We start from the raw sequence: 3,201 nt of genomic DNA, 5'->3' as shown, positions 1-3,201 counted from the left end.
CCCTCAATGCCGCCATCGAGGCCGCTCGCGCCGGTGAGGCCGGGCGAGGGTTTGCGGTGGTGGCCGATGAGGTCCGTTCCCTGGCCCAACGTACGGCAGGCGCCACCGCGGAAATCCAGGGTCTGATCGCTGGCCTGCAAGCCGCCGCCCACCAGTCGGTACAAGGTATGCGCGCCCAGGTCGAGCACGCCGAAGCCACCGCCCAGCAAGCCCAGGCGGCGGATGGTGCGCTGGATGAAATCGTCAGCGCGATCCAGACCATCTCCGACACAGCCGTGCGCATTGCCGATGTGACGGCACAGCAGAGTGGCGCCGTCAGTGAGATTCGCGATAACAGCGAGCGGATTCACCAACTGGGCGAGGATAACTTGCTGCGAATCGGGCAAGGGCGTAGCCAGGGTGAGCATCTGCTGGGGCTGGGTGGACAGCTCAACACGGCGGTGCAAGCGTTCCGGGTCTGACTCGGTCTCAGCCTGGATGGAGATCAAATGTGGGAGCTGGCTTGCCTGCGATAGCAGTGGGTCAGGCAACCTGTTCTGCACTGACATACCGCAATCGCAGGCAAGCCAGCTCCCACATTGATCTGCGTCGACCTCGCGACCGTGTTGGCAATGACCGGATCCAGGGGGCTAGTCACAAATTTTGCGCTATCCTCGCTAATCGTGCCGGCTACTGCATAGAACTGGACAGTCACAAAGGCTTTGCGGCATAGTCGCCGGGTTCTGCCGTACCCACTTCAATAACAAGGAACAGCCGATGGCGACCTTACTGGTTCTTCACGGACCCAACCTGAACCTGCTCGGCACCCGTGAACCGGGCGTCTACGGCGCAGTGACCCTGGATCAGATCAACCTCGATCTGGAACGCCGGGCCCGTGAATCCGGCCACCATCTGCTCTACCTGCAAAGCAATGCCGAGTACGAATTGATTGATCGCATTCATGCCGCGCGTGGCGAAGGCGTGGATTTTATCCTGATCAATCCCGCCGCTTTTACGCACACAAGCGTTGCATTACGTGACGCGCTGCTGGCGGTGAGCATCCCATTCATCGAAGTGCATTTGTCGAACGTGCACAAACGCGAAGCTTTCCGCCATCACTCCTACTTCTCCGACGTTGCGGTAGGTGTGATCTGCGGCCTTGGCGCCAGCGGTTACCGACTGGCCCTGGAGGCCGCCCTGGAACAACTTGAACAACCGGCCAAGCGCCCCTGACCGCCCCTTGGGAGTTGATGATTCATGGATATCCGTAAAGTTAAGAAACTGATCGAACTGCTGGAAGAATCCGGTATCGACGAGCTGGAAATCAAGGAAGGCGAAGAGTCCGTACGGATCAGCCGCCACAGCAAGACCCCGGCCCAACAGTTCTACGCACCGCAAATGCAAGCACCGGCTCCAGCCGCTGCTGCACCGGTCGCCGCTCCAGCAGCTGCCGCCGCACCTGCCGCGCCAGCTGCTCCTGCGCTGAACGGTTTCGTGGTCAAGTCGCCAATGGTCGGTACTTTCTACCGTACCCCGGCTCCGACCTCGCCAGCCTTCGTTGAAGTCGGCGCAACCGTGAAAGTGGGCGACACCATCTGCATCGTTGAAGCGATGAAGATGATGAACCACATCACTGCTGAAAAAGCCGGCGTCATCGAATCCATCCTGGTAGAAAACGGTCAGCCGGTTGAGTACGACCAGCCGCTGTTCACCATCGTTTGAACCGCGGAGTGCCTTCGATGTTGAAACCTGCGAAGAAACTGGAAAAAGTCCTGATCGCCAACCGCGGTGAGATCGCCCTGCGAATCCTGCGTGCCTGTAAGGAACAAGGCATCAAGACCGTCGCTGTTTACTCGACGGCCGACTCGGAACTGATGCACGTGAAACTGGCGGACGAAAGCATCTGCATCGGCCCGCCACTGGCCACGAACTCGTACCTGAAAGTCCCAAGCATCATCGCCGCGGCAGAAGTGACCGGCGCTACCGCTATCCACCCAGGCTACGGTTTCCTCGCGGAAAACGCCGACTTCGTCGACCAGGTGGAAAAATCCGGCTTTACCTTCATCGGCCCGAAAGCCGAGACCATTCGCCTGATGGGCGACAAGGTCTCCGCCAAGGAAGCCATGATCGCTGCCGGCGTGCCAACCGTTCCAGGTTCCGACGGCCCACTGCCTGAAGACGAGGAAACCGCCCTGCGCATTGGTCGCGAAGTCGGTTACCCGGTGATCATCAAGGCCGCCGGTGGCGGTGGTGGTCGCGGCATGCGCGTGGTGCATAAGGAAGAAGACCTGATCGAGGCCGCCAAGCAGACCCGCTCCGAAGCAGGCGCCTGGTTCAACAACCCGATGGTCTACCTGGAGAAGTACCTGACCAACCCACGTCACGTGGAAGTGCAGGTACTGTCCGACGGCCAGGGCCACGCCATTCACCTGGGTGACCGCGATTGCTCGCTGCAACGTCGCCACCAGAAGGTACTGGAAGAAGCCCCGGCACCGGGCCTGGACGAAAAAGCTCGCCAGGAAGTACTGGCTCGCTGCGTCAAGGCGTGCATCGACATCAACTACCGTGGCGCCGGCACCTTCGAGTTCCTCTATGAGAACGGTCGTTTCTACTTCATCGAGATGAACACTCGTGTGCAGGTAGAGCATCCGGTTTCGGAGATGGTCACCGGTATCGACATCGTCAAGGAGATGCTGAGCATCGCCGCTGGCAACCCGCTGTCCTTCACCCAGGACGACGTGAAGATCCACGGCCACTCACTGGAGTGCCGCATCAACGCCGAAGACCCGAAAACCTTTATCCCGAGTCCAGGCCTGGTCAAGCATTTCCATGCTCCAGGCGGCAACGGCGTTCGCGTCGATTCGCACCTGTACAGCGGTTACAAGGTTCCGTCCAACTACGACTCGCTGATCGGCAAGCTGATCACCTGGGGCGCGACTCGCGACGAGGCCATGGCCCGCATGCGCAACGCCCTGGACGAAATCGTGGTCGACGGCATCAAGACCAACATCCCGCTGCATCGGGATCTGGTTCGTGATGAAGGCTTCTGCGAAGGTGGTGTGAACATTCACTACCTGGAACACAAGCTGGCCAACCAGTAAGTGCTCCACCCAACACAGCCGCCTTCGGGCGGCTTTGTTGTTTCTGGACCCTCGATTTTCTGGATGTACACAATCCAATGTGGGAGGGGGCTTGCCCCCGATGAGGGAGTGTCAGTTGATG

At 59.9% G+C, this 3,201-nt stretch carries 4 protein-coding genes; all 4 read left to right on the top strand.

The features are described 5' to 3' along the window. Window positions 1-461: methyl-accepting chemotaxis protein (locus ACRESD_RS21205; protein ID WP_431752696.1), on the top strand; the 461-nt coding region annotated here is incomplete at its 5' end. A gap of 295 nt (window positions 462-756) precedes the next feature. Continuing rightward, window positions 757-1,212 carry a type II 3-dehydroquinate dehydratase gene (aroQ, locus tag ACRESD_RS21200; RefSeq protein ID WP_431752695.1) on the top strand — a complete coding sequence of 152 codons (456 nt, stop codon included), beginning with the start codon at window positions 757-759 and terminating at the stop codon, window positions 1,210-1,212. 24 nt (window positions 1,213-1,236) lie between these two features. After that, window positions 1,237-1,701: an acetyl-CoA carboxylase biotin carboxyl carrier protein gene (gene accB / locus ACRESD_RS21195; RefSeq protein ID WP_431752694.1), complete on the top strand. Its 465-nt coding sequence runs from the start codon at window positions 1,237-1,239 to the stop codon at window positions 1,699-1,701. Between the two features lie 17 nt (window positions 1,702-1,718). Further along, complete coding sequence (accC, locus tag ACRESD_RS21190; protein ID WP_176997049.1) at window positions 1,719-3,080, top strand: acetyl-CoA carboxylase biotin carboxylase subunit; 1,362 nt, start codon at window positions 1,719-1,721, stop codon at window positions 3,078-3,080. The last annotated feature ends 121 nt before the right edge of the window (window positions 3,081-3,201 follow it).

The organism is Pseudomonas sp. (assembly GCF_050739995.1).
In the GTDB taxonomy this organism is placed as follows: domain Bacteria; phylum Pseudomonadota; class Gammaproteobacteria; order Pseudomonadales; family Pseudomonadaceae; genus Aquipseudomonas.
Note: the sequence above shows the minus strand (reverse complement) of the source record. Positions and strands in the feature narration are given on the sequence as shown.

Coding starts and splice junctions, on each gene's coding strand:
- accC (WP_176997049.1), top strand. CDS start 1,719: ATGTTGAAACCTGCGAAGAAACTGGAAAAAGTCCTGATCGCCAACCGC.
- aroQ (WP_431752695.1), top strand. CDS start 757: ATGGCGACCTTACTGGTTCTTCACGGACCCAACCTGAACCTGCTCGGC.
- accB (WP_431752694.1), top strand. CDS start 1,237: ATGGATATCCGTAAAGTTAAGAAACTGATCGAACTGCTGGAAGAATCC.